Genomic DNA, 4919 nt, shown 5'->3' with positions numbered 1-4919 from the left:
CAGCAGCACCACGCAGCCGCGCGCCTCGACGCCCTGCTGCGCCATCCAGCCGCGCAGCTGCGCGACGAGGCCCGGCCCGTCGAGCGCGGCGGCCGGCATGGTGGCGATCACGGGGGTTTCAAGGTCGGTCAAGGGGGCCAGGAGGGGGCGTTGCAGCTATCGAAGCCATAGCGGCCGTGAGGTCGGGGTGCGCCGCGTGCGAAGGGGCTTTGTGTCAGAATCATTGTGCCTTGCCACTCGCGACGGGTGGCACATGTCCAAGGACAAATCCCATGAGCAGCGAACTGATCAAGCACACCACCGACGCGTCGTTCGACAGCGACGTCCTGCAGGCGGACAAGCCCGTCCTGGTCGACTACTGGGCCGAGTGGTGCGGCCCCTGCAAGATGATCGCCCCGATCCTCGACGAAGTGTCGAAGGACTACAGCGGCCGCCTGCAGATCGCCAAGCTGAATGTCGACGACAACCGCGACGTGCCCGCCAAGTTCGGCATCCGCGGCATTCCGACCCTGATGCTGTTCAAGGGCGGCCAGCTCGCCGCCACCAAGGTCGGCGCACTTTCGAAGGCCCAGTTGACGGCCTTCCTCGACGGTCATCTATAATCCGCCGAATCGTGGTGGCCTCGGGCCCCGTTCTCCCCGGACGGACTGAAGCCACCACCTGAAGATTGCCACCTCGCCCAAAGCCGCCATCGGCAGCGGCGCGTAGGTCCGGCACAAAACTCCAGCGTTTCAAAACCCCAGCATTTCTGTCGTCGCGAGAGCGGTGCCAAGTTGTCCTGCAACCCGATGCCGGGTCGCTCGCGCCACTTGTCGCAGTGATCGAATCGGGTCCGGCTTCTCGGACCCTGCCTGCACTCTTTCCTTCCAGGGGCCCTGCCCATGCATTTGTCTGAACTGAAAGCGCTCCACGTCTCCGAGCTCATCAAGATGGGCGAGGCGCTGGAGATCGAGAACGTCGCCCGCATGCGCAAGCAGGAGCTGATGTTCGCGATCATGAAGAAGCGCGCGAAAGGCGGCGAGCAGGTGTTCGGCGACGGCGTGCTCGAAGTGCTGCCCGACGGCTTCGGCTTCCTGCGTGCCCCCGACGCGAGCTACATGGCCTCGACCGACGACATCTACCTGTCGCCGAGCCAGATCCGCCGCTTCAACCTGCACACCGGCGACGCCGTCGAAGGCGAGGTGCGGGTCCCGAAGGACGGCGAACGCTACTTCGCGCTCGTCAAGGTCGACCGGGTCAACGGCCTGACGCCCGAGGAGAGCAAGCACAAGATCATGTTCGAGAACTTGACGCCGCTGTTCCCGAAGGAACAGTTCAAGCTCGAACGCGACATCAAGAGCGAAGAGAACGTCACCAGCCGCATCATCGACCTGATCGCGCCGATCGGCAAAGGCCAGCGCGCGCTGCTCGTCGCCCAGCCCAAGACCGGCAAGACGGTGATGATGCAGCAGCTGGCGCATGCGCTGGTCGCGAACCATCCCGACATCTACCTGATCGTGCTGCTGGTCGACGAACGGCCGGAAGAAGTGACCGAGATGGTCCGCACGGTGCGCGGCGAGGTCATCAGCTCCACCTTCGACGAGCCGGCCGCGCGCCACGTGCAGGTCGCCGAGATGGTGATCGAGCGCGCGAAGCGCCTGGTCGAGATGCGCAAGGATGTGGTGATCCTGCTCGACTCGATCACCCGCCTGGCCCGCGCCTACAACAACGTGCTGCCTTCGTCCGGCAAGGTGCTGACCGGCGGCATGGACTCGAACGCGCTGCAGCGCCCGAAGCGCTTCTTCGGCGCGGCGCGCAATGTGGAAGAAGGCGGCTCGCTGACGATCATCGGCACCGCGCTGATCGACACCGGCAGCCGCATGGACGACCTGATCTACGAAGAGTTCAAGGGCACCGGCAACTGCGAGATCCACCTGGATCGCCGCATGGCCGAGAAGCGCGTCTACCCGTCGATCCTGATCAACAAGAGCGGCACGCGCCGTGAAGAGCTGCTGCTGCAGCCCGAGATCCTGCAGAAGACCTGGATCCTGCGGAAACTGCTGTACCCGATGGACGAGATCGAGGCGATGGAATTCATCCTCGACAAGATGAAATCCACGAAGAACAACCACGATTTCTTCGACATGATGCGTCGCGGCGGTTGATGCCTGCGCAGGCGACGCTATAATCCGCGGTTTTCCGCATTCCGGAAAGTGCGCCAAGTGGTTTGGCGTGGCTCCCGGTATCACAGCGCTGAAGAGGTTTCTCATGGCCAAAGAAGGCATCCACCCGAACTACCGCGACATCTGCTTCGTGGACCTGTCCAACGGTTTCAAGTTCGTCACGCGCTCGTGCGCCCAGACGAAGGAAACCATCAAGATGGAAGATGGCCGTGAGCTGCCGCTGATCAAGCTGGAAACCACCAGCGAATCGCACCCGTTCTACACCGGCACCCAGAAGAGCATCGACTCGCTGGGCGGTCGCGTCGAGAAGTTCCGCAACAAGTTTGCGCACCTGAAGGCGAAGTAAGCCGTCTCTCGACGAGACAAGCGAAGGCAGCCTGCGGGCTGCCTTTTTCATTGGCGCGCACGAACTTCGTGCACAAGTTGCTGCATCATCGTCGCCGTCCCGAGAACAGCCTGCGCCACTTTCCTTGAACTCGCCCACCCCTGCCCTCGTCACCCAGCGTGCCGCCCAGCGCCTGCCGCGCCTGGYCCTGCTGCTGTTCTGCGCGGCCTACCTGCTGCCCGGCCTGTTCGGGCGCGACCCGTGGAAGGCCGCCGACATGACGGCCTTCGGCTACATGGTCGACATCGCGCAGGGCAGCACCAGCTGGTGGTCGCCGACCGTCGCCGGCATCCCGAGCGATTCGGCGCTGCTGCCGTACTGGCTGGGCGCCGTCTTCATCAAGCTGCTCGGCGGCCTGCTCGGCCAGCCGCTCGCGGCCCGCATTCCGTTCACGATGCTGCTGGGCGTCACGCTGCTGCTGACCTGGTACAGCACCTACCATTTCGCGCGCACCGAGGCGGCGCAACCGGTGCCGTTCGCGTTCGGCGGCGAGGCGAGCCCGATCGACTATGCCCGCGCGATCGCCGACGGCGCCTTGCTCGCGCTGATCGCGAGCCTCGGCCTGCTGCAGCTCGGCCATGAGACCACGCCCGAGCTCGCGCAGCTGGCCAGCGTCTCGCTGTTCCTCTACGCACTGGCGGCCTGTCCGTTCCGCGGCTGGCAGAGCAAGGCGGCGGTGATGCTGGCGCTGCCGGCGCTGGCGGCCAGCGGCGCGCCGATGATCGGGGCGATGCTGGCCATCACCGGCGGCATCGTCTGCGGCCGCTCGAGCTACGAGCCGGCACGCCGCTTCACGCTGTGGATCGCTGCCGGCGGCGTGCTTGGGCTCATCGTCGCGACGCTGCTCGGTGCCTGGGGCTGGCGCCTCGACGGGTATGTCGAGGCGAGCGATTTCGTCAGCCTGGGCAAGCTCTTCGTCTGGTTCATGTGGCCGGGCTGGCTGCTGGCGTTCTGGACGCTGTGGCGCTGGCGCGCGCAGTGGCTGAACCGGCACATCACCGCGCCGCTCGGCTGCGTGCTGGTGAGCGTCGTGGCCTGCCTCGCGATGGGCGGCTCCGACCGCGCGCTGATGCTCGGCCTGCCGCCGCTCGCAGTGCTGGCGGCGTTCGCGCTGCCCACATTGCACCGCGGCACCTCGGCCGCGATGGACTGGTTCTCGGTGTTCTTCTTCAGCGTCTGGGCGCTCGCGATCTGGGTCGTCTATGCGTCGGTCTACACCGGCGTGCCGGCCAAGCCGGCCGCCAACGTCGCGCGGCTCGCACCGGGTTTCATCCCGAACTTCTCGCTGCTGGCGCTGCTGACCGCCATCGCCGCCACGCTGGCCTGGCTGTGGCTGGTGAAGTGGCGCACCGGGCGGCACCGCCATCCGCTGTGGAAGAGCCTGGTGCTGCCGGCCAGCGGCGTCGCGCTGTGCTGGTCGCTGCTGATGACGCTCGGGCTGCCGCTGTTCGACTACGCGCGCAGCTACCGGCCGCTGGTGACGCGCATTGCGCGCCATGTGCCGAGTGACGTGTGCATCGCAGCGCCCGGCCTCAGCCGCGCGCAGCTGGTGGCGCTGGAGTACTTCGGCGGCTACCGCGTCGACGCGACGCAGGCGCCCGACCGCACGCTGTGCGAGTTCCTGATCGTGATGGAGACCTTGCGCCGCCAGGCACCGGCCCCGCAGGGCTGGCAGCTGATCACGCGGGAATTGCGGCCGTCGGACAGCGACGAGGTGGCAGCGGTCTACCGCCGCACTGCCCCGCCGCAGAAGTCTTAGGTCGACGACATCGTCTGGTCGTTGATCAGAGGGGCTGCACGCCGCGGATCCGGCGCCGGTTCCAGGAAGCGCACGCGCGCCGCCGGCAGCACCAGGCAGAAGCGCGAGCCCTTGCCGATCTCGCTGTGGATGTCGAGCTCGCCGCCGTGCCGCTGCACCACGTGCTTGACGATCGACAGCCCGAGCCCGGTGCCGCCGGTGTCGCGCGAGCGGCTGCCGTCGACGCGGTAGAAGCGCTCGGTCAGCCGCGGCAGGTGCTCGCGCGCGATGCCCGGGCCGGTGTCGCTGACCGACACCTCGCCGGCCCCATCCTCGCGCACCCGCCAGTTCACCGCGATGCGCCCGCCTTCCGGCGTGTAGCGCACCGCATTCGTCACCAGGTTGCCGACCGCGCTCATCAGCTCGCTCTCGCTGCCGGCCAGCTGGGCCGCGTCGGCACCCGAGAAGCTCAGCTGGTGGCGCCCCATCGACAGCGCGCTCGCATCGGCCTGCGCCTGGCCGAACAGCTTGCTGACGGCCACCCAGCGGTCGCTCGGCGGGCGCGGGCTGCCTTCGAGCTGCGCGAGCGTCAGCAGGTCGGCCACCAGCGTCTGCATGCGCTGCGTCTGCTGCC

The 4919-nt window shown here is 67.2% G+C and carries 5 protein-coding genes; 4 read left to right on the top strand and 1 reads right to left on the bottom strand.

Annotation, left to right across the window (positions count from 1 at the left end; all coding sequences use genetic code 11):
* Positions 1-272: 272 nt before the first annotated feature.
* From trxA to AC1D15_RS17945, 4 genes are all read left to right on the top strand, one after another.
* Positions 273-602 carry a thioredoxin TrxA gene (trxA, locus tag AC1D15_RS17960; RefSeq protein WP_047511552.1) on the top strand — a complete coding sequence of 110 codons (330 nt, stop codon included), beginning with the start codon at positions 273-275 and terminating at the stop codon, positions 600-602.
* A 279-nt stretch (positions 603-881) separates the two neighbouring features.
* The gene (gene rho / locus AC1D15_RS17955; protein WP_047511550.1) at positions 882-2144 is read left to right on the top strand and encodes a transcription termination factor Rho; all 1263 of its coding nucleotides are present in this window, start codon (positions 882-884) and stop codon (positions 2142-2144) included.
* Between the two features lie 103 nt (positions 2145-2247).
* Positions 2248-2508, top strand: a complete 261-nt coding sequence (locus AC1D15_RS17950; protein WP_047511548.1) for a type B 50S ribosomal protein L31 — start codon at positions 2248-2250, stop codon at positions 2506-2508.
* Positions 2509-2632: 124 nt separating this feature from the next.
* The gene (locus AC1D15_RS17945) at positions 2633-4306 is read left to right on the top strand and encodes a hypothetical protein (protein WP_477827052.1); all 1674 of its coding nucleotides are present in this window, start codon (positions 2633-2635) and stop codon (positions 4304-4306) included.
* On the opposite strand, the gene AC1D15_RS17940 is transcribed toward AC1D15_RS17945, so the two are convergent.
* Positions 4303-4919 (bottom strand): ATP-binding protein (locus tag AC1D15_RS17940; RefSeq protein WP_477827051.1); only part of this gene is annotated, 617 nt, incomplete at its 5' end. The two genes, AC1D15_RS17945 and AC1D15_RS17940, sit on opposite strands and share 4 nt — an antisense overlap.

The sequence above is a fragment of the Rhizobacter sp. P2_H2 genome (genome assembly GCF_056403375.1).
Note: the sequence above shows the minus strand (reverse complement) of the source record. Positions and strands in the feature narration are given on the sequence as shown.

What these genes read in the sequence shown, in the direction of transcription:
- trxA (WP_047511552.1), top strand. Translation starts at nt 273, where the DNA reads ATGAGCAGCGAACTGATCAAGCACACCACCGACGCGTCGTTCGACAGC.
- rho (WP_047511550.1), top strand. Translation starts at nt 882, where the DNA reads ATGCATTTGTCTGAACTGAAAGCGCTCCACGTCTCCGAGCTCATCAAG.
- AC1D15_RS17950 (WP_047511548.1), top strand. Translation starts at nt 2,248, where the DNA reads ATGGCCAAAGAAGGCATCCACCCGAACTACCGCGACATCTGCTTCGTG.